This is a genomic window from Arthrobacter liuii (assembly GCF_014639275.1).
In the GTDB taxonomy this organism is placed as follows: domain Bacteria; phylum Actinomycetota; class Actinomycetes; order Actinomycetales; family Micrococcaceae; genus Arthrobacter; species Arthrobacter liuii.
Genome location: NZ_BMFW01000027.1, coordinates 33,887 through 53,746, shown reverse-complemented (window position 1 = coordinate 53,746; position 19,860 = coordinate 33,887). Strand labels below are relative to the sequence as shown.

Annotated in this window: 15 protein-coding genes and 1 pseudogene; 6 read left to right on the top strand and 10 right to left on the bottom strand. The window is 64.8% G+C overall.

What is annotated here, in order from left to right:
• Positions 1-130 precede the first annotated feature (130 nt).
• Positions 131-661, top strand: a pseudogene (locus IEW19_RS18815) (DUF3100 domain-containing protein); the annotation flags it as partial.
• 215 nt (positions 662-876) lie between these two features.
• Here IEW19_RS18815 and IEW19_RS18810 read toward each other — a convergent pair.
• Entirely contained in the window at positions 877-1,428 is a 552-nt protein-coding gene (locus tag IEW19_RS18810) for a hypothetical protein (RefSeq protein ID WP_188573109.1), read from the bottom strand.
• Positions 1,429-1,600: 172 nt separating this feature from the next.
• Here IEW19_RS18810 and IEW19_RS18805 point away from each other — a divergent pair, with 172 nt between their 5' ends.
• Positions 1,601-3,127, top strand: a complete 1,527-nt coding sequence (locus IEW19_RS18805; protein ID WP_188573108.1) for an anti-phage dCTP deaminase — start codon at positions 1,601-1,603, stop codon at positions 3,125-3,127.
• A 334-nt stretch (positions 3,128-3,461) separates the two neighbouring features.
• Here the strand turns inward: IEW19_RS18805 and IEW19_RS18800 are convergent, their stop codons facing one another.
• Together IEW19_RS18800 and IEW19_RS18795 are read right to left on the bottom strand one after the other, a co-directional pair.
• The gene (locus IEW19_RS18800) at positions 3,462-5,528 is read right to left on the bottom strand and encodes an ABC transporter ATP-binding protein (RefSeq protein ID WP_308420016.1); all 2,067 of its coding nucleotides are present in this window, start codon (positions 5,526-5,528) and stop codon (positions 3,462-3,464) included.
• Positions 5,525-7,273, bottom strand: coding sequence for an ABC transporter ATP-binding protein (locus IEW19_RS18795; protein ID WP_188573113.1), 1,749 nt, complete (start codon positions 7,271-7,273; stop codon positions 5,525-5,527). The genes IEW19_RS18800 and IEW19_RS18795 overlap by 4 nt, the downstream gene beginning before the upstream one ends.
• A 227-nt stretch (positions 7,274-7,500) precedes the next feature.
• On the opposite strand from IEW19_RS18795, the gene IEW19_RS18790 reads away from it, so the two are divergent.
• A complete protein-coding gene (locus tag IEW19_RS18790; protein ID WP_188573107.1) occupies positions 7,501-8,736 on the top strand; it encodes an MFS transporter in 1,236 nt (411 codons plus the stop codon).
• Here IEW19_RS18790 and IEW19_RS18785 read toward each other — a convergent pair.
• Both IEW19_RS18785 and IEW19_RS18780 read right to left on the bottom strand, forming a co-directional pair.
• Positions 8,690-9,805: an SDR family oxidoreductase gene (locus IEW19_RS18785; protein ID WP_188573106.1), complete on the bottom strand. Its 1,116-nt coding sequence runs from the start codon at positions 9,803-9,805 to the stop codon at positions 8,690-8,692. The genes IEW19_RS18790 and IEW19_RS18785 overlap by 47 nt on opposite strands.
• Before the next feature lie 162 nt (positions 9,806-9,967).
• On the bottom strand, positions 9,968-10,783 hold the full coding sequence (locus IEW19_RS18780) for a LysR family substrate-binding domain-containing protein (RefSeq protein WP_229748585.1): 816 nt from the start codon (positions 10,781-10,783) through the stop codon (positions 9,968-9,970).
• 250 nt (positions 10,784-11,033) lie between these two features.
• Between IEW19_RS18780 and katG the strand changes: the two genes are divergently transcribed.
• The gene (gene katG / locus IEW19_RS18775) at positions 11,034-13,328 is read left to right on the top strand and encodes a catalase/peroxidase HPI (RefSeq protein ID WP_188573105.1); all 2,295 of its coding nucleotides are present in this window, start codon (positions 11,034-11,036) and stop codon (positions 13,326-13,328) included.
• Between the two features lie 77 nt (positions 13,329-13,405).
• On the opposite strand, the gene IEW19_RS18770 is transcribed toward katG, so the two are convergent.
• The 5 genes from IEW19_RS18770 to IEW19_RS18750 form a co-directional block, all read right to left on the bottom strand.
• The gene (locus tag IEW19_RS18770) at positions 13,406-14,638 is read right to left on the bottom strand and encodes a GAF domain-containing sensor histidine kinase (protein ID WP_373283626.1); all 1,233 of its coding nucleotides are present in this window, start codon (positions 14,636-14,638) and stop codon (positions 13,406-13,408) included.
• 298 nt (positions 14,639-14,936) lie between these two features.
• On the bottom strand, positions 14,937-15,122 hold the full coding sequence (locus IEW19_RS18765; RefSeq protein WP_188573103.1) for a hypothetical protein: 186 nt from the start codon (positions 15,120-15,122) through the stop codon (positions 14,937-14,939).
• Positions 15,123-15,234: 112 nt separating this feature from the next.
• Positions 15,235-15,627: a VOC family protein gene (locus tag IEW19_RS18760; protein ID WP_188573102.1), complete on the bottom strand. Its 393-nt coding sequence runs from the start codon at positions 15,625-15,627 to the stop codon at positions 15,235-15,237.
• 103 nt (positions 15,628-15,730) lie between these two features.
• Positions 15,731-16,390, bottom strand: a complete 660-nt coding sequence (locus IEW19_RS18755; RefSeq protein ID WP_188573101.1) for a response regulator — start codon at positions 16,388-16,390, stop codon at positions 15,731-15,733.
• Positions 16,387-17,727 carry a sensor histidine kinase gene (locus tag IEW19_RS18750; protein ID WP_188573100.1) on the bottom strand — a complete coding sequence of 447 codons (1,341 nt, stop codon included), beginning with the start codon at positions 17,725-17,727 and terminating at the stop codon, positions 16,387-16,389. The genes IEW19_RS18755 and IEW19_RS18750 overlap by 4 nt, the downstream gene beginning before the upstream one ends.
• A 166-nt stretch (positions 17,728-17,893) precedes the next feature.
• Here IEW19_RS18750 and IEW19_RS18745 point away from each other — a divergent pair, with 166 nt between their 5' ends.
• Both IEW19_RS18745 and IEW19_RS18740 read left to right on the top strand, forming a co-directional pair.
• Entirely contained in the window at positions 17,894-18,997 is a 1,104-nt protein-coding gene (locus tag IEW19_RS18745) for an FtsX-like permease family protein (protein ID WP_188573099.1), read from the top strand.
• Between the two features lie 31 nt (positions 18,998-19,028).
• Positions 19,029-19,745 carry an ABC transporter ATP-binding protein gene (locus tag IEW19_RS18740; RefSeq protein ID WP_188573098.1) on the top strand — a complete coding sequence of 239 codons (717 nt, stop codon included), beginning with the start codon at positions 19,029-19,031 and terminating at the stop codon, positions 19,743-19,745.
• Positions 19,746-19,860 lie beyond the last annotated feature (115 nt).

The following is a 19,860-nucleotide window of genomic DNA, read 5'->3' as shown; positions in this document are numbered from 1 at the left end:
CAGCGACCATCGCCATCAACGGCACCACGCAGACGTTCGCCCCCGATATTGCCGCCGAGCAGCAGGCCATTCTCGATGCCATCCGCAACCCAAAACTCACGCACTAACGAAATGAGCCAAGTCAGGTGGTGCTCCTGCTGTTTCTGCTGCCGACGCCGAGCGCGAGGCCGCGCAGGCTGAGGAGAACCGGCTGTTCCGTGAGCGGGTGGCGGAGTCCTCGGCCGAGATGAAGCTGCCGCTGTGGCTCTCCTTGTCCGTGCTGACGGTGCTGGGTATTGGAACTGCTTCCGTTGCGGCGAAGGGGTTGTCGCTCTCGATCGTGCTGGGGTACGTGATCATGGTGGCGCTGGTCCTGGTGAGCATTGCGCTGGCCAAGGTCACTCGGAAGATCTCGGCGATCGTGTTCATCACGACCATCGGCGCATACATCTCCAGTCCATGGTTCTTCGGGGCCGAGGCGCTGAACGCGGCGGTCAAGACCGTGGACTTCCTTTCCATCGCCACCGTGATGCTGACCCTGGCCGGCCTGTCCCTGGGCAAGGACATCCCGCTGCTGAAGAACATCGGCTGGAAGATCATCCCGGTGGGATTGGTGGCCATCACGGCCTCGTTCCTGCTGTCCACAGTCATTGCAGAGTTCGCGCTGGGGCTGTGGCACTGAGGTAGTTATTGGGCCGCCCCGGCTGGGTGGCTGGGCGAGGCGGACGACGGCGGTTGGCATCCGCCGTCGTCCGCTTTGTCTTGCAGGTGGGATGGAACCCACGTCGACAACTTCCGGCCGTGATTCCAGCTTGGCCTCCGTCGAGCAAGTACGGCCGGGCTTGCACGACCCTAGTAATCAGACGACGCTCGCATCGAAGGGCTCATGCATAGGGTCTATGGACGGCAACCGGTACGAGTTACTGGGGCAGTCTCCTCACAACGTATGCGAAGAAAGTTATTGTACTTCTCTCGAAATAAAACTTGATCCGGAATTCGTTCATGGGGCGGAAGCTCCGAAGAGGCGAGAGACTCGGGCAGGACCGCAGACATTTCAATGAGGCCCTTGATGGCCGAATCACTACCCTGGACCCACACTTCATTCGCCTGCCCCTGGAACTCAAATCTAGCCAGTCGAAAACGAACCTCGGCATCAGCTTTTGCTTTATCTTCATTTGCCCTTGAGAGTTCATCCCAAGAATAGAAGTACTTGTTAGCAGCTTCCAAGTAGCCCTTATATGCCACATCTCGCTTATCTTGAGATCGAGCGATAACTCCCGCGGCAATCTGTTTCTCCACGCCACCTAGTGCGGCGTTAGCTCCGATTCCTGCTCCAACAAGCGCAAGCACTGCACCGAGCAGTCCCACGAACACGGTCATCAGGTTTCTATGCCGGTCCCAGAAGCTTTCGGTGCGAGCAGGGCGAGTAATCTTCCGGTCATTCTTCACGTCAGAATCCTACTACTCGATTTACAACTCTATCACTCAGCCATCCAGGCACCGACTCCGTCAAAAAGTGCCTTCAATTGATTCAGTGCAATAGCAGCTGTTGGATGTGGCGCGCCCTTCGGATCACAAGAGGACACGAGAATACTATGATCATGGCGACCAAAGGAGCAGCATGCTGATCAGTGACACCCGCGAGCAAGATTTCGAAATAGTTATCGGACTGGTAGCCCCAATTGGAACGGATCTGGACCAGGTGATCACTAGCATCGAGAACAACCTTCGTGTATATGGATATGACAGCACATCCATACGACTAAGCAAACTGCTGCGGGGCGGCACTATAGAATCTTCAGGGGCCACCGAGGCAGGAATTTCAGGAGCGTCATACTACGAAGATCGCATGAACCTCGGTGATCTTTTGCGAAAGAAGTTCAACAGCGGTGATGCCGTCGCTGCGCTTGCTGTTGCAAATATTGTTGGCACCAGAAAAAATGCCACGGGATCGCACTCTCAGCGTCGTCGGCATGCCTGGATACTCAGAACCCTCAAACATGAAGATGAAGTTAAACTTCTCCGTACTGTATACGGAAGCCGATTCATCCTGGTCGGTGTTCATCAAGATGATTCTCAACGCGCCTTGTCTCTGAAACATCAAGTGACTTATGCCGATCCAACCGTTGCGAACGCTGCCGCGAAGGTCGCCGACCTGATGGCACGCGACGAGCAGGATGCCATAAATAAATTGGGCCAACGAGTGAGGGAAACCTATTCAATGGCCGATTATTTCATTAACATGAATGATGATCCAGAAAGAGAAATAGCGCGATTTGCATCTGTTTTGTTTGGCTCACCGTTTGAAACGCCCACCCAAGATGAACAGGCAATGTTTCACGCCTTCGCGGAAAGTCTCCGTAGCGCAGATCCAGGACGGCAAGTCGGTGCCGTGATCGCCGACTCTCAGGGGCTACTTCTTGCGCTCGGCTGCAATGACGTTCCAGCCGCGGGCGGCAGTATCCCTTGGCCGGGTAGCGACGGTGATGCTCGCGACTTCCGGAGGGGCTATGACTTCAACAAGCAGATGACCAATCAAACGATGTCAGAGCTCCTTGACATACTTGCCGAAAGCGGAGCGCTCACTGAGAACCTCGTTTCTCTTACGCGAGAGAACCGACTGGCAGAGGTGCTTGGCCTTGGCGATGGGAAGGTGAGGAAAGCCAGGATCATGTCGTTGATCGAGTTCGGTCGTATCTCGCATGCTGAAATGACTGCCATCACGGCAGCTTCAAAGCTTGGTACACCCGTGGACGGCGCCACCCTTTACACGACGGCGTTTCCGTGCCACATGTGTATGAGACTCATAGTCGCTTCAGGCATCAAGAAGGTGGTTTACGTGGACCCGTATCCGAAGTCTCTCGCGTTCGAAATGTACAGTGAAGCATTGTCTACGATCCCGTCGGACGACTCTCGGGTCCTCATTGCTCCGTTCTGGGGTGCGTCTTGGAATATATTCCGACAGGCGTTTCTGTCTGAGGGTCGTTCGAGGGACAAAGACGGTAGGTTTGAACTACCGAAACCGAGGGAGCAACGGATGAAGCTAGCTCCAGCTGATCCTCTGTTGGGTGCGGAGGAGACTGAACGACAACTCTTGATAGCAGTAGTAGAAAGACTCAACAGTAAGGACTCACCCGATGAAAACTGATGACATGGAAACCTTGCCGCAAACCGCTGTGCAGTGGTTTACAGATTTAGCTTTGGATGCTCAGAGAGACCTGAACACTCTACCTGAGTCTGCCCAACCGATTTGGTTCAGAACAGAGACACACCTTGTTGCTCCCGGATCAACATCTGAGTAGCAGCACTTCCTGTTCGCAGTCGATCGGAGGACGGACTGCTGAAGGGCATGTAGCTGGCCTCCTGATGTGGCAACTTCAATAAGTCGGACGACCATAGGCACAAGCTGCAAAGTTGTCAGACGCCCATAAAGAAAGACATCTGCCCAGCACATCTATAGTCCCGATCTGACAGGTAGCCCCTCAAACCTCCGCAACAGGCGCCGCGAACTGGGCCTCGTACAGCCGCGCGTAAGCCCCGCCGGCGGCGAGCAGTGACGCGTGGTTCCCCTGCTCCACGATCTGCCCGTTCTCCATCACCAGGATGAGGTCGGCGTCCCGGATCGTGGACAGGCGGTGCGCAATCACGAAGGACGTCCGGTCGGACCGCAGTGCGCTCATCGCCTTCTGCACCAGCACCTCCGTCCGGGTATCCACGGACGACGTCGCCTCGTCCAGGATCAAAACAGAAGGCTGCGCCAGGAACGCCCGGGCAATCGTCAGCAACTGCTTCTCGCCGGCCGACACGTTGGAGCCCTCGTCGTCCAGCACGGTGTCATACCCCTCGGGCAGGGACTTCACGAACCGGTCCACGTACGTCGCCCGCGCCGCCTCCAGCACATCGGAAGAAGAAGCCGCAGGGCGCCCGTACGCGATGTTGTCCCGGATGGTCCCGCCGAACAGCCACGTATCCTGCAGCACCATCCCCATCCGCGAGCGCAGGTCGTCCCGGGTCATGGTGGTGATATCCACGCCGTCCAGCGTGATCCGCCCGGCGTCCAGCTCGTAGAACCGCATCATCAGGTTCACCAACGTGGTCTTTCCGGCCCCGGTCGGCCCCACAATCGCCACCGTCTGCCCCGGCTCCGCCACTAGGGACAGGTTAGAGATCAGCGGCTTGTCCGGCGAATATGAGAAAGACACATCCTCGAACACCAGCCGCCCCCGCCCGGCACCGTCAGGGCTCTGCAACGAAGCACCCACAGGATCCGCCGACTGCTCCTCAGTATCCAGCAGCTCGAACACCCTCTCGGCGGAGGCAACCCCGGACTGCAGCAGGTTGGCCATGGACCCCAGCTGCGCCAACGGCTGGGTGAACTGCCGCGAGTACTGGATGAACGCCTGCACATCACCCAGCTGCATCGCCCCGGAGGCCACCTGCAGCCCGCCCACCACCGCGATCCCCACGTACACCAGGTTCCCGATGAATGTCATGGCCGGCATGATCAGCCCCGAAATGAACTGCGCCCCAAAGCTCGCCTCATACAGCTCGGCGTTCTTCTGCCGGAACCGCTCCCCCACCTCACGCTGCCGGCCGAACACCTTCACCAGCGCATGCCCGGTGTAGGTCTCCTCGATCTGCCCGTTCAGCTCGCCCGTGTTCTTCCACTGCTGCACGAACAGCTTCTGCGAGCGCTTGGCAATCAGCGTAGTGATCCCCAGCGTCAGCGGGATGGTCACCAGCGCGATCAGCGCCAGCGTGGGCGACAGGATGAACATCATCACCAGCACGCCCAGCACCGTCAGCACTGACGTCACCGCCTGGCTGATGGACTGCTGCAGGCTCTGCGAAATGTTGTCCACATCGTTGGTCACCCGGCTGAGCAACTCGCCGCGCTGGATCGAGTCGAAATACCGCAGCGGCAGCCGGTTGATCTTCGCCTCAATCTGCTCGCGCAGCCCAAACACGGTCCGCTGCACCACGCCGTTCAGCACATACGCCTGCCCCCACATGAACGCCGACCCCAGCACATACAGCACCAGCGCCCACGTCAGCACGCTCGCCAGCGCCCCGAAGTCGATCCCCGCTCCGGGCGTCAGCGTCATGGCGCTGAGCATGTCCGCCTTCTGGTTCTCCCCCGACGCCCGCAACATCGCAATCAGCTGGGCCTGCGACATCCCCGGCGGCAACTGCTTGGACACCACGCCGGAAAAGATCAGGTTAGTGCCCTCGCCCAGCAGCCGCGGCCCGATCACCTGCAGCACCACACCGGCCACGGCCATGGCCAGCACCAGAATCAGCCAAAGCCGTTCCGGGCGCAGCGTGCCCAAGAGCCGTTTGGAAGAGCCGCCGAAGTTCATCGCCTTCTCAGCCGGAACGTTCATCCCGGCAAAGGGTCCGCCCCTTCCGGGTCCGCCAGCGGGACGGGGGATGCGTACGACGTCGGCCTGGCCGGCTTTGCCTCCAGCTGCGGTCCCAGCGGACGCACCTCCGCCGTGCCCGCCTCCCGCGGTTCCGCCGGGTCGGGTTCCCGGGCGCTGCGTGATCATACCGTCTCCTCCGCCGCCAGCTGGGACGAGACAATCTCGCGGTACGTCTCCGAAGTCTGCAGCAATTCGTGGTGCGTGCCGTGCGCAACGATCCTGCCGTCGTCGAGCACCAGAATCTGGTCCGCATCCACGATGCTGGACACTCGCTGGGCGATGATCACCATGGTGGCCCCGGCGGTATTTCGCTTGAGCGCCTGGCGGAGCCGGGCGTCCGTGCCGGTGTCCAGGGACGAGAACGAATCGTCAAAGATGTACAGCTCAGGCCGCTTCACCAGGGCCCGGGCGATGGCCAGCCGCTGCCGCTGCCCGCCGGAGACGTTGGTGCCGCCCTGCGAGATGGGCGCGTCCAGCCCCTCGTCCATCCGCTCCACGAAGTCCCGCGCCTGGGCGATCTCCAGCGCCGTCCACAGTTCATCCTCTGTGGCGTCCGGGTTGCCGTAGAGCAGGTTGCTGCGCACAGTGCCGGAGAACAGGTAGGGCCGCTGCGGCACCAGGCCGATGTGCCCCCACAGCAGGTCCGGGTCCAGGTCCCTGATGTCCACGCCGTCAATGAGCACCGCACCGGACGTGACGTCGAAGAGCCGCGGCATCAGGTTAACCAAGGTGGTCTTGCCCGAGCCGGTGCTGCCGATGATGGCGGTTGTCTCCCCCGCGCGGGCGGTGAAGCTGATCCCGGACAGGACGGGCTGATCGGCACCCGGGTAGGCGAATCCGACGTCGCGCATTTCCAGCTCGCCGCGCCGGGGCTTGCCGGCAAAATCCGCGCTGGTGACCGGATTCTCCGGCGGCAGGACGCTGGAGCTGGTGCCCAGCACCTCGCCGATGCGGTCCGCGGACACCGACGCGCGCGGGATCATCACGGCCATGAACGTGGCCATCATGACGGACATCAGGATCTGCATCAGGTAGCTCAGGAACGCGATCAGTGTGCCCACCTGCATGGACCCGTCCTCGATCCGGAACGAGCCGAACCAGATCACGGCCACGCTGGAGATATTCAGGATCAGCATGACCGTGGGGAACATCAAAGCCATCAGCCGCCCGGCGCGCAGGGCAACATCCGTGACGTCCGCGTTGGCCCCGGCGAACCGCTCCGTCTCCATGTCCTCGCGCACGAACGCCCGCACCACGCGGATGCCGGTGAGCTGCTCGCGCAGGACCCGGTTCACAGTATCGATTCGTGCCTGCATCTTGCGGAACAGCGGCACCATCCGCGTGACAATGAGCCCGACGGCGATCAGCAGCACCGGGACGCACACGGCAATGAGCCAAGACAATTGGGCGTCCTGCCGGATGGCCATGATCACCCCGCCGATACTGAGCATGGGAGCGGCCACCATCAGCGTGGCGGACATCAGCACCAGCTGCTGGACCTGCTGGACGTCGTTGGTGGACCTTGTGATGAGGCTGGGAGCACCGAACCTGGTGACTTCCTGCTCCGAGAACCCGCCCACCCGTTCAAAGATGGCGCCACGCAGGTCACGGCCCAACCCCATGGCCGCCTTGGCGCCGAAGTACACGGCCACCACGGCGCACGCGATCTGGGCCAGCGTGATTAGCAGCATGAAGCTGCCGGTGGACAGGATGTAGCCGGTGTCGCCCCGGGCCACGCCCTGGTCGATGATGTCGGCGTTCAGCGTGGGCAGGTACAGCGACGCGATGGACTGCGCCAGCTGGAAAACCACGACGGCGATCAGCAGCGGCCGGTGCGGCCGCAGGTATTCGACAAGCAGCTTCCAGAGCATGGGCGGCTCCAACGTGTACGAGGTGTCCACAAACGTGGTTGCGAAGGTCAGTGTACGTCCGGAAAGGGCCATTGATCCTTCCAGTTGGCTGGGAAAAACGGCAGTTCTTCCCACGGCGTATTCATCGATCCTGCGGGAGATTCGAAGCCGCCGCTGGGTACTTCAATGGAGAGAACTAAAAGGGCGCGAGGAACGCGCCAACCCACCGCCTGACGGAAGAACGAACGATGCCTGCCACCACACAGAACGCCCCGCACCGCACTGCGAGATTCGGAATAGCCTTCATCGGCGTCCTGCTCATCGCCGTCAACCTTCGCGTGTCCTTTGTCAGCGTGGGGCCGGTCCTGGTTAACATCAGCAGCGACCTGGGGCTCTCCAGCGCCGCAGCAGGGTTCCTCACCGGGCTTCCGCTTATCGCTTTCGCGGTCTTCTCACCCTTGGCACCCGTATTCGCTTCCCGACTGGGCCTGGACCGGGCGATGTGGATGTCCCTGCTGATTCTCGCCTCGGGCATCGTGCTTCGCTCCTTGCCCGTGCCCGGTTTCATCTGGGCGGGAACTGTACTGATCGGCGTGGCCATTGCCTTTCTCAATGTCCTGGTTCCCTCCCTCGTGAAGCGGGACTTTCCGTTGCGGGTCAGCCAGGTCACCGGAAGCTACACCGCTGCCCAGGCCGCCTTCGCGGCAGTGGGGGCCGCCGTCGTCGTCCCCGTGGCGCAGACGTCCCCGGCGGGATGGCGCCTCGCCCTGGGAGTCTGGGCGGGACTGGCCCTCGTCGCCATGGCGGTGCTCCTGCCCTGGCTCCGCCGGCACACGCCAAGCACGCGGCAGTTCGCCAAACCCGAGGCCGCCTACCGGTCGCCCTGGGGTTCAGCCCTCGGCTGGCAGGTGACGGCCTTCATGGGGCTGCAATCCATTGCCTTCTACGTGCTCATGGCGTGGTTGCCCACCATCGAGCAAAGCCGCGGGATCCCGGCCACCACTGCCGGCCTGCACTTGTCCGTCTTCCTGTTGATCAGTGTCTTCGCCAGCCTGGGGACGGGCGGCGTCCTCCACCGGGGATCGGACCAACGGCTGGTTTCCTTTGCCAGCGGGGCATTGGTGTTCGTGACCTTCCTCGGGCTGGCACTCGCGCCGGAACTCATCCTGCTGTGGGTTGTCCTGGGTGCTTTGGGCTGCGGGAGCCTCATCGTCATTGCCCTGTCGCTGTTCAGCCTCCGGACGTTGAACCACCCCCAGGCAGCATCACTGTCCGGCATGGCTCAATCCGTGGGCTACGCCCTTGGCGCCGCGGGGCCGGTGGTCTTCGGCGCACTCCACGATGCCATCGCGGACTGGACGCTTCCACTGCTCGCCACCGCCGGTGCCATGGCCGTTTTAGCGTTGATGGGTCTGTTTGCCGGCCGTGACCGGGTGATCAGGGAATCAGCTGGTCGGCGCGGTACCGGTCGAACAGTGCGGTGAAGGAGTCCAGCGTCCGCCGGTATCCCATGAAGCCGGCATCCCTGCTCTTGCCCATGTCCGTGACCACCTCGATGCCGCGCCCCAGGTCACCGTCCGTGTGCCACCAGGACGCCACCCGGTTCAGGTCCGGTTCGCTGAGGTTGTGGTTCGCGGCAAGCTTCCGCCACTGGCCCTCCCGGCCTGCCATGGACTTCTCAAGGGGACGGGGCTCCCCCTGGTACCCCTCCCACTCCACGCCGAAATAGGCTGCGAGTTTCGGCCACATCCAGCGCCAGCGGAACACATCGCCGTTGACGATGTTGAAGGCCTCATTAGCGGCTTCAGGGGTGGTGGATGCCCAAAGCATGTGCTCGGCAAGCAGGCCGGCGTCCGTCGTGTCCGTCAGGCCGTTCCACTGTGTTTCGGACCCCGGGAAGACGAACGGCTCCCCGCTGTCCCGGCACAGGGCGGCCTGCGCGGCGAGCGTGAGGCCCATGTTCATGGCGTTGCCCACCGCGTGCCCGATCACGGTATGGGCACGGTGCACCGACCAGGCGAATCCCTGCCGGGCCGCCGCGGCCCAGAGTTCATCCTCCTGGGCGTAGTAGAAGTTCGGCACCGGCAGGCGCGGTTCCTCCTCATGGAAGGGAGTATCCGGCATTTCCCCGGCAGCGTAGGCCTCGAACGGTCCGAGATAGTGTTTGAGGCCGGTCATCAGGGCAACGTGGGCCACGTCCTTTCCCCGAAGGGCTGCCAGGAGGTCACGCACCATGCCGGCGTTGACGGCGGTGTTCTCTTCCTCGGTGGGGCGCCGCGACCATGCGGTGAAGTAGACGCGTGAGGGGTTCTCCGGGCCAAGCACAGCGGCGAGGGAAGAAGCGGACGTCAGGTCCGCGGAGAGCCACCGGACGCCGGGGCGCTCGGCTCCGGGGCGGCGGGACAGGGCAAGGACGGCCCAGCCCTCGCTAACCAAGGTGTCCACCAGGGCGGACCCCGCGATGCCGGTGGCTCCCACTACGAGGGCCGTCCGCCCGGTGCCCGCTGCTGATGCTAATCCAGCTACCGCTGCTGTTCCTGGGCCGATGGTCATAGTGCTCCTTCTGGTAGGTGCTGCGTGTATCCGCGCGTCAGCACGGCCTTCCGCTTTGGCGGAGGCCCGAGCGCTGCGTCGCGCCGGGACGTTGGGCCGGGATTGTTTGTGCGACGACGGCCCTCTAGCGACAAGCCGCGGCGTCAGGCAGATATTCCGGCGCTAGCCAGTCGCCACTCCGGAAACGGCAGGCCAGACACGTTCCGCGAGCGCGATGACCGGCGGCAGGGCCGGGTTGTCCGAGTCCCCGTGCCACGCCATGCGAAGGTAGATGGGGAGCGTCTCGTCCAGTACGCGGAGAAAACGCACGTGCGGATCGGACACGTTCTCCGCGACGGAGGAGACGGTCAGGGAGCAGCCTACTTCGGCCCCCACCAGTGCCATGGCGGTCCAGGAATCCGGGGCCCGCTGGACGATTTCCGGGTCGAAGCCCGCGCCCAGGCTCAGCCGCCGCAGCCGGTCGCTGAGGACGGACCCCTCATGCGGGGGCAGTGCGACGAAGGGTTCCCCCGCCAGTTCCCCCATCCGGACTTCTTCGTGTTCCGCCAGCCGGTGGGAGGCGGGGACGGCCATCACCAAGTGCTCCTCCACGATGATGCGGGACTGGACGCCGGCCGGTACGAAATCCCAGCGGCCAAGGCTGACATCCACATCGCCACGAAGCACGCGCGCCAGCGCTGGAAGCGCGAAGTCCTGGCTGTTCAGCCGCACCTCGATGCGCGGGTGGGCCCTGCGGACTTCCCTGGCCAGGACCCCCACCAGGACATGCGTGGAGGCACCCGCATAGGCGAGCTTGACGATCCCCACCTCACCCCGCCCGGCCGCGAGCGCCGTGGCTTTTGCGCGGTCCGTTGCTGCAAGGGCGGCTGCCGCGCCGTACACGAAAAAGTCGTAGTACTCGAGGGCGCTGCCGAGCAGTGCGGCGGTGGCCGCGCGGCGGGGCGTCATCGCTGGCGGCGACGCAGAGGTGCTGGTCATGTGTTTCTCCCTTGAAACAGGCATTGGGTGTGGGCAGAGCCCGTGTCGGCTCTTTGGGCCTGCAACCACGCTAGAGGTGTGGCGCAGGCCACAGTGTTCCAATGTGAAACAGGCCGCCGGCGGTATGCCGGCGGGGTTCGCTTGAGGCGAAGGAGGGTCTTGTCATGGCACCCGTCCGTGTTCAAATAGGAGGGTTGCACCGGCTGCCCGAGTCCAACCGCGGCCTCGGCCCAACGGAAGGAATAAGCACATGACCGATCCCCAAGACCATCCCCCGGTCCCCACTCCCGGGAGCGCGCAGGGCCTGGACCAGAAGGTTGAGGGCGGGTGCCCGGTGGCCCATGGCAGTGCCACCGCCCAGGGCAGTGAAAGCGAAAACCCTGCGATCGATTCCCCGCAGCCCAAGGGGCACCGGCCGCGAACCAACCAGGACTGGTGGCCCAACCAGCTGGACCTCTCCGTGCTGCACACGCACGGCCAGGCAAGCAATCCGCTCGGCCCCGCCTTCAGCTACCGCGAGGAATTCCGGAAGCTCGACGTCGAAGCCCTCAAGCAGGACATCAGCCAGGTCCTGACCACCTCGCAGGACTGGTGGCCGGCAGACTTCGGCCACTACGGCGGCCTGATGATCCGCCTGAGCTGGCACGCCGCCGGAACCTACCGCGTCCACGACGGACGCGGCGGAGCGGGCGACGGCAGCCAGCGGTTCGCGCCGCTGAACAGCTGGCCGGACAACGCCAACCTGGACAAGGCCCGGCGCCTGCTCTGGCCCGTCAAGCAGAAGTACGGCCAGAAGCTCTCCTGGGCCGACCTGTTGGTCCTCGCGGGCAATGTTGCCCTGGAGTCGATGGGCTTCAAGACGTTCGGCTTCGCTTTCGGCCGCGAGGATGTGTGGGAGCCCGAGCAGATCATCTGGGGTCCTGAAGACGCCTGGCTCGGCGATGAGCGCTACACCGGTGAGGGCACCATGGCGGACAACGTCGGTTCCACCGAGATGGGCCTCATCTACGTCAACCCTGAGGGCCCCATGGGCAACCCGGACCCGGTGGCCGCCGCCGCGTTCATCCGCGAGACGTTCAAGCGCATGGCGATGAACGACGAAGAGACTTTCGCGCTGATCGCCGGCGGCCACACGTTTGGGAAGACCCACGGCGCCGGCCCCGCCGACGCGCACGTGGGCCCCGAGCCAGAGGGCGCAGACCTCGAGGCGCAGGGCCTGGGCTGGCTGAGCACCTATGGCAGCGGCAAGGGTGGCGACGCCATCACCTCCGGCCTCGAGGTCACTTGGACGGACAAGCCCACGCAGTGGAGCAACCGCTTCCTGGAAATCCTGTTCGAGTATGAATGGGAACTGGTCAAGAGCCCTGGAGGCGCCCACCAGTGGGTTGCCAAGGACGCCCCCGAGATCATCCCGGACGCCCACGATCCCAACAAAAAGCACCGCCCCACGATGCTGACCACGGACCTGTCGCTGCGCTTCGACCCCACCTACGAGAAGATCGGCCGGCGCTTCCTGGCGAACCCGGACGAGTTCGCGCTGGCGTTCGCCAAGGCCTGGTACAAGCTGCTGCACCGCGATATGGGGCCCGTGGGCCCGCACATGCTGGGCCCGTGGGTTCCGGAAGCGCAGTTGTGGCAGGATCCGGTTCCCGACGTCGACCATGAACTGATCGGCGAGGACGACATCGCCCAACTCAAGGCCAAGCTCCTCGACTCCGGCCTGACCATCCCGCAGCTCGCCGGCACCGCCTGGGCTTCGGCTGCCACGTACCGCAAGACCGACAAGCGCGGCGGGGCCAACGGTGCGCGGATCCGGCTGGAGCCGCAGCGCAGCTGGGAAGCCCACGAGCCGGACCAGCTCTCCACGGTGTTGGAGACGCTTGAACGGGTGCAGGACGAGTTCAATGCGGCACAGTCCGGCGGCAAGAAGATCTCGCTCGCTGACCTGATCGTCCTCGGCGGCGCTGCCGCAGTGGAAAAGGCAGCAGCCGACGCCGGGTTCCCCGCCACTGTGCCGTTCCGCCCCGGCCGCACGGACGCCGCACAGGAGCAGACCGACGTCGAATCCTTCCAGTACCTGCAGCCGCGGGCAGACGGGTTCCGCAACTACCTGCGCCCGGGTGCGAAGCTCCCGCCGGAAACCCTCCTGCTGGACAAGGCGTACATGCTGGATCTTTCGGCGCCGGAGATGACGGCGCTCGTGGGCGGCATGCGTGCCCTGGGCACCAACGTGGGCGGCTCCACCCACGGCGTGCTGACGGACAAGCCGCAGGTCCTGACGAACGATTTCTTCGTCAACCTGCTCTCGCCGGGCACCAAGTGGAAGGCCTCAGAGTCCGGGGAGAACGTCTACGTGATCACCGACGCCGCCACGGGTGAACTGAAGTGGACTGCCACTCCGGTGGATCTGGTCTTCGGCTCCAACTCGCAGCTGCGGGCACTGGCCGAGGTCTACGCGAGCGAGGACGCCAGGGAGAAGTTCGTCAACGACTTCGTGGCCGCCTGGACCAAGGTGATGGAGCTGGACCGCTTCGACCTGAACTGACTCCAGTCCAACGACTGACACGTACGGGGCCGGCTGCCAACGCAGCGGGCCCCGTATTCTTTTGAGCCCCTCACAGGTCAGCCCGGGAAGCTGATGACCGCGGTGGTTCCACCGCCCGGTGTCTCTTTGAGGCTCAACTCTCCCCCATGCGCTTCCGCAATACGCAGGCAGGTGGCCAACCCCAGGCCCGATCCCTGGCCGTCGCCTTCCCGGTGCAGCCGGACCAGCGGTTCCAGCACGCGCTGCCGGTCCTTCGGGGCTATCCCCTTGCCGTTGTCCGCCACCAACACGGTGGTCCCGTGGTAGTTCGAAATGCCGCTGATCCGCACCCCAAGTTCCCGGTCCGGGCTTTGGTAGTTCACGGCATTCGCAACCAGGTTCTGCAGCAGCGTGCGCAGCTGGCCGGGGTCAACATGGAGCTTCAGATCTTCGCTGTCCAGGACAGCGCCAGGCCCGAAGGACAAGCCAAGGTCATTGGCCACCTCGGCGGCCACGGTGTTCAGGGATACATGCTGCCGCTGGATGGCGCCGCCTACCCTTGAGTAGTTCAGGACGTCCTGGAGCATGGCAAGCATCCTGTGGCCGCTGGCACCTATGAGCTGAAGATACTCCACAGCCGGGTGGTCACTGTCCACATCGGGATCGTCCTCGCCCATCTCCACGTAGCCCAGCATGGTGGTGAGGGGACCGCGCAGGTCATGGCTGACCCGGCCTGCGAACTCTGCAAGCTTCGCGTTGCTTTCCCGCAGCTCGTGGAGAGCATTGTTCAGCTGCAGGGTGCGGCGCTGGAGTTCGAGCAGTTCCACTGCCTGACGTGCGAGGATCTCCAACATGGCCACCTGCTCCCCGTTCAGTGCAGCGGGTGAGTCGGAGAATACGCACAGCGACCCGATCACGAACCCTGATGAGGTCTCCAACGGAACGGAGGCGTAAAACCGCACGGCGGCGATTTCTCCGGTAACGAAGGGATTCGACGCGAAACGGGGATCTAGGGAAGCATCGTGAACAACGGTGGGCTCACCTGAGAGGAAGACCTTTGAACACATGGAGTCTTCACGGGAACAGACGGCGGCTTCAAAGCCGACGGCCGCCACCTGCCGTTGCTCGTCCGACGTGACGACGTTGACCACCCCGTACGGGAGCCCACAAAGTTTGGCAGCCAGCTCAACGAGGTTCTGAAGGGGTTCCGTTGAGAGCTCAGCCGCAACGGGCCCTTGGCCGCCGCCGTCCACGGTTGCCAGCCCATATTCCTGCAGGACTTCATCCCGTCCTGCAGCTGAAACCGTGGGCGTTGCCGTTATCGAATGAATCCCAGCCAATGAGCTTCCCCTTTCAGACCACACAAAGGGTCCCCGGGGAGATAGTACAGGCAGGGGCCAGTGGAAGGGACGTTGACCGGCGTTGGATCGAAACATGCGTGGTAAGGCCGCCTTGAGTTTGGGAAGGAAGCCCCCGCGCGAGTCTGGCTCCAGCGCGGGGGCTTCCCGTGCTTCCCGCCGGGGAACTGGCGTGGAGGCCCTTAAAAACTACCGGCCGGTAGGTTGCCCTTACGCCCGATTCCAGCACCTTTGGCCAATCTTGATCCAACCTTGAGTGCTCCCCGGGACGCTAGCCTGCCGGGCCCGCCGCAGCGTCCGGGTCCTCTTCGGGTTCGAAAGTGTTGGGCTCCGCGCCGTCGGAAATCCCGACGCCGTCCTTCCCGCCCGGGATCCCGCCGCCGGCGTTGCCCTTGCCGGCCGCGGTGCCCTCCTGTGGCTCGTCCTCCGGCAGTGAATCAGGTGAGTTGATGGACATCGCTCCTCCTTCGTTGGCTGGGCCTCCACGCTAACAGCCAGTGTTGGAAAAGGCGCCCGAACAGCCTGAACTTTTCCCGAAGCGCACAAGTGCCAGGATGACGGCTAACCTGTCATGAGGAAAGGCCCGGTTCGTAGGTACCGACGCTCCATTCCCGTCCCTGCGGATCGAGGACCCGGGCCCGGCGCGAACCCCACTCTGTGTCCTCCGGCTCAATGACGGAAACGCCGCCGGCGGCGAGTGCCGTCCGGTAGAACGCATCGACGTCGTCAAGCAGCAGATACAGGCCGCTGCCCGTTGACCGCCCCACCAGCGGGGGACGTTCGTAAGCGGCATCATCGCTGGAAACCATCACCACCGCGTCGCCCATGCGGACTTCCGCGTGAACAACCTTGCCGTCGGGGCCATCCTGGCGGCGCACGGGTTGGAACCCTGCTTTTTCCAGCCAATCAAGGGCGGCAGCAGCGTCGGGATAGCTGACGTAGGCAAACAAGCGGCTCTCCATGCGGCGATGCTAGTTTCGCGAAACATCATCTTCAAGAGGCCGCGACCACGGAAATGACGACCGGATACGCCACTGTCCCGCCCCCGTCGGAGAGCAAAGAACATCAGCCCTTGGCCCCCGGCGGCCTGATGATGCGCCGCCGGGTGGCCTCGGCGATGGCGGCGGTGCGGTTGTCCACGCCGAGCTTGCCGTAAATGTGGACCAGGTGGGTCTTCACCGTTGCCTCGGAAATGAAAACCTCCTTGGCGATGGCACGGTTGGACAGGCCTGTGGCCAACAGTTCCAAGAGCTGCACCTCGCGCTGCGTCAGCGACGTGCCTGGGTTGCTGATCCGGTCCATCAGCAACGCCGCCGCGCGCGGTGCCAGGACAGTGCCGCCCGCCGCGGCCTGCAGGACGGCCTGCCGAAGCTGTTCCGGCGGCGCGTCCTTCAGCATGTAGCCGCTGGCCCCCGCCTCCACGGCGGCGAGGATGTCCGCGTCGGTGTCATACGTGGTGAGGATGAGCACCGGCGGCGTCGAGGCGAGCTTCCGGATGGCGGCCGTGGCGGTGACGCCGTCCATCCCCGCCCCCATCTGCAGGTCCATGAGGACAACGTCCGGGGCCTCGCCCAGGGCTGTGAGCCGCGCCAGCTCCTTCAGCGCAGCCTTGCCGTCGGAGGCCTCAGCGGCAATGGAAATGCCCTCGAACCCGGTGAGCATGGCACGCAGTCCGGCGCGGACAACCGGGTGATCGTCCACCAGCAGGACGCGCACCTCCGTCATCGAAGCTCCTTCGCCGAGGCGCCGGCCTGAACGCCGTCCAGCGGCAGCCGGATGGCCACCACCGTGCCCTGGCCGGGTGCTGATTCGACCGCCAGCGAACCGTTCAAGGCGGTGACTCGCTCCCGCAGCGAGCGCAGCCCGAACCCGCTGCCGTCCGCTGCGTCCGCGGCACCGGCCGCAGCTGACGGATCAAAACCTGCGCCGTCGTCGTAAATGTCCATGGTCACCTCGGTGCCCAGGAAGGCCAGGCTGACGACGGCGTTCGCGGCCCGGGAGTGTTCGCGGACGTTGGCGAGGCTCGCCTGCGCCGCGCGCAGCAGGGTCACGCGGACCGGCTGGGGCAGATCCTGCGGTTCGCCGTCCACGTCAAGCCGGCAGCGCAGCGCCAACCCTGAAGGGGCGGCCCCGGTCTGGGTGCTGTGGCACAGGCGCTGCAGGGCTTCCACCAGCGTTGTCCCCTCCAGCCGTGGCGAGGACCGCCCCCGGACAAAGCTGCGTGCCTCGGCCAGGTTGTCCGCAGCGGTCTGCTGCACCAGCGCCAGGCGCGCGGAAGCCGTGGCCGCATCACCGTCCCCCAGAGACTTCTCCGCCGCCCGCCCCAGCAGCACGATGCTGGAGAGCCCCTGCGCCAGGGTGTCGTGGATTTCCCGGGCCAGCCGCTCCCGCTCCGCCAGCACGCCGGCCTGATGCTGGGACCGTGCCAATTCCTCCCGCGTCCGCCGCAGCTCGTCCGCCGCGCGCCGCTGGTTTTCGGCCTCGCGGTAGAGGGCGGCGTAGGCAAGCCCCGTGATCACCGAGAAGATTGCGCCCAGCACGGGCCCGACGACGGCCGCCGCATGGGGAACCGGGGCACCGCTGGCCGCCCATTGCGAGGCGATCACCGCCAACGTCATCAGGGCTATCGCCAGCAGCGCGGCGCGCCGGGGCAGCAGGTGCAGGTGCAGGAAGAAGATGGGGAAGGCCAGCCAGGCGAAGTCAGCGCTGCCGGCAAGCAGGAACGCCCACAGGGCCGTGACCAGGCCCAGCCACAGCAGGCCGTAGCGGCGGGGGTTGAAGCCGATCCGGCCCTCAGCGTGGCGCTTTTCGAGGACGGTCCCGGCCAGGTACACGGCCGCCAGGACGACGGCGGTGCCGGCCCACAGCCAGCCCAGGGAACCTCCGGCCACCAGCATGCGGGCCAGTGCCACGGCCAGCAGCACCGCGAACCCCGTGTGCAGGGTGACCCGCAGGATTCGGAGGATCGCGGCCGAGGACGCGTTTTCGAGGGCATTGAGCGGTCCATTTGCCGGGATGCCGCCGCCCTTTCCGGGTGGTTGCGGGAGGGGCGTAGCAGGCATTCCATCAGCTTATGCCGGGACGGCCTGCACGGGATCAACCGAAAGGTTGATCCCGGGCTCCACCGTTCCATTCCTGCGGATCAACCGTTCCCGTGATGCCGCTTCGGGCCGCCCCCGGGAGAGTGGAAGGACAGAAGAATCCACCCCTGCTGAGAGAAGAAACAACGTGTTCCTGGCAATCCGCGATATCCGCTTCGCCAAAGGCCGGTTCGCCATGATGGGCGGCGTCGTAGCCCTGATCACCCTCCTGCTGGTCATGCTGTCAGGCCTGACCGCGGGACTCGCCGAGCAGTCGACATCCGCCATCGACAGGCTGGGCGCGTTGGCATCCAGGCAGGTGGACACCATCGCCTTCGGCGCGCCCGGTTCCGGCACCCCCAAAGCGTCCTACACGGAGAGCTCCGTGACCGCCGCCCAGGTGGACAGCTGGCAGCACCAGCCGGGCGTCCAGTCCGCCGAGCCGCTGGGCATCACCCAAACCCGGGCGCAGGCGGCCAACGGTTCGGGCACGGCCAACGTGGCAGTCTTCGGCGTTTCGCCAGGCAGTCCGCTGGCGCCTGTTGACGTGTCCGCAGGCACCGCCGCAGTGGGCGCTTCAATAGCGGAGGCCCTCTCCGTTGGCCAAGGCGACAAGATATCCCTCGGCGGCGTGGAGCTTTCCGTCGCCGTGGTGGTGCCGGACCAGTGGTACTCACACACCGGCGTGGTGTGGACGGCGCTGCCCGCCTGGGCCAAGGCGTCGCACGTGTCCGACGGCGGTCAGTTGGCTACCGTCATAGCCGTCACCTACTCCGCCGGTTCCAAGGTGGACGAAGGCGCGGCCGACGCGGCAGCGCATACCGCCAGCGAGTCCCGCACCGGATCCTTCCAGGCCCTGGGCTCCTTCAAGAGCGAAAACGGATCACTGACCCTGATGCAGGCATTCCTGTACGGGATTTCATCCTTGGTGATCGTGGCATTCCTGACCGTCTGGACCATCCAGCGCACCCGGGATATCGCCGTGCTGAAAGCCATGGGCGCCCCGGGTTCCTACATCCTCCGCGACGCCATGACCCAGGCTGCCGTCGTGCTCCTGGCGGGGGCCGCCCTTGGTGGGGCCGTGGGTGTTGCCGCCGGCGCACTGGCCGCCCAGGCCGCCCCGTTCCTGCTGACCGCGGGCACCACGGTGGTTCCCGTCGTCGGGATCGTTGCCCTGGGACTGGCCGGCGCTGCGCTTGCAGTCCGCCGCGCCACCAAGGTTGACGCGCTCCTGGCGCTCGGCGGCAACTAAACACCTCCCCCTCTCCCTGAAAGGAATCCCGATGCATCACTCCCCCTCAGCCGCTCCCCTGCGCCTGGTCAACGTCACCCTCGAATACCCGGACGGCGGCGGAACCACCACCGCCCTGGACCGGGTCAGCCTCGCCGCCGAGGCAGGGCAGCTGGTCTCGCTCGTCGGGCCCTCCGGATCCGGCAAATCCAGCCTCCTCGCCACCGCAGCCACCCTGGTCCGGCCCAGCCGCGGGCAGGTCATCATCGACGGCACCGATACCGCAGGCCTCACGGACAAGGACCTCGCCGCACTGCGCCGCGGAAAGGTGGGCATCATCTTCCAGCAGCCCAACCTCCTCCCCTCGCTGACCGCCGTCGAACAGCTCATCATCAGCGACCACCTTCGCGGCAAGCCCGCCAAGGCGGCGCGGACCAAGGCGGCCGAGCTGCTGGACGTCGTGGGCCTTTCCGCGGGCGCCCGGAAGCTGCCGCACCAACTCTCCGGCGGCCAGCGCCAGCGGGTGAACATCGCCCGGGCGCTCATGGGCAGCCCCAAAGTGCTGCTGGTGGACGAGCCAACCGCTGCGCTGGACCACGAACGCAGCGCCTCGATCATCGCGCTCCTGCGCCAAGTGACCACGGAGTTCGGGGTGGCCACGGTGATGGTCACGCATGACACCGAGTTCGTACCGCTCACGGACGTCGTGGCAACCATGCGCGACGGTGTGATCACCGCCCCGGTCCTCACCCGAAATGGTGCACAGTGAACGCCGTCAGGCGGAGCAGGGGGACCGTCGATCAGCCCGTCACGCTGCGCACGCAGAATTGATCGGATCTTGAGGAAAATCTTGCCCTCCCTAGACATTTCAGGTCCACGCTGGA

Coding starts and splice junctions, on each gene's coding strand:
- IEW19_RS18805 (WP_188573108.1), top strand. CDS start 1,601: ATGCTGATCAGTGACACCCGCGAGCAAGATTTCGAAATAGTTATCGGA.
- IEW19_RS18800 (WP_308420016.1), bottom strand. CDS start 5,528: ATGATCACGCAGCGCCCGGGAACCCGACCCGGCGGAACCGCGGGAGGC.
- IEW19_RS18795 (WP_188573113.1), bottom strand. CDS start 7,273: ATGCTCTGGAAGCTGCTTGTCGAATACCTGCGGCCGCACCGGCCGCTG.
- IEW19_RS18790 (WP_188573107.1), top strand. CDS start 7,501: ATGCCTGCCACCACACAGAACGCCCCGCACCGCACTGCGAGATTCGGA.
- IEW19_RS18785 (WP_188573106.1), bottom strand. CDS start 9,805: ATGACCATCGGCCCAGGAACAGCAGCGGTAGCTGGATTAGCATCAGCA.
- IEW19_RS18780 (WP_229748585.1), bottom strand. CDS start 10,783: ATGACCAGCACCTCTGCGTCGCCGCCAGCGATGACGCCCCGCCGCGCG.
- katG (WP_188573105.1), top strand. CDS start 11,034: ATGACCGATCCCCAAGACCATCCCCCGGTCCCCACTCCCGGGAGCGCG.
- IEW19_RS18765 (WP_188573103.1), bottom strand. CDS start 15,122: ATGTCCATCAACTCACCTGATTCACTGCCGGAGGACGAGCCACAGGAG.
- IEW19_RS18760 (WP_188573102.1), bottom strand. CDS start 15,627: ATGGAGAGCCGCTTGTTTGCCTACGTCAGCTATCCCGACGCTGCTGCC.
- IEW19_RS18755 (WP_188573101.1), bottom strand. CDS start 16,390: ATGACGGAGGTGCGCGTCCTGCTGGTGGACGATCACCCGGTTGTCCGC.
- IEW19_RS18750 (WP_188573100.1), bottom strand. CDS start 17,727: ATGCCTGCTACGCCCCTCCCGCAACCACCCGGAAAGGGCGGCGGCATC.
- IEW19_RS18740 (WP_188573098.1), top strand. CDS start 19,029: ATGCATCACTCCCCCTCAGCCGCTCCCCTGCGCCTGGTCAACGTCACC.